Here is a 265-nt window from a genome sequence, read left to right as displayed (position 1 = left end):
GGGGGGGCGATCGGCGATCCTGTCGATCCCTAAACTGATGAGCAATTGAAGTCAGCAACAAGAGTAAAAGAACGGAGATGAAGATGCAAAATACCGAAAGAACGCAGGGAATCATCGCAGAAGCGAAAAAAGTTACCTACGTGGAGGCTGCCCGGTGGGGTAAGCATCGGGGGTGGCGGTATGTTCTGGGGCTGATGATCATCCTCTTTGCGTGGCTGATCGTCGGTAGTGGTGCCAGCGTACTCGTCGCGTTCGCGCTCGGCGG

General features: G+C 55.5%; 1 pseudogene. It reads left to right on the top strand.

What is annotated here, in order from left to right:
* Positions 1-77: 77 nt before the first annotated feature.
* Positions 78-265, top strand: a pseudogene (locus JUJ53_RS01395) (CPBP family intramembrane glutamate endopeptidase); the annotation flags it as partial.

The sequence above is a fragment of the Leptolyngbya sp. CCY15150 genome, from assembly GCF_016888135.1.
GTDB lineage: Bacteria > Cyanobacteriota > Cyanobacteriia > RECH01 > RECH01 > RECH01.
The sequence above is the reverse complement of the archived record's forward strand: the minus strand, read 5'-3'. Positions and strand labels throughout refer to the sequence as shown.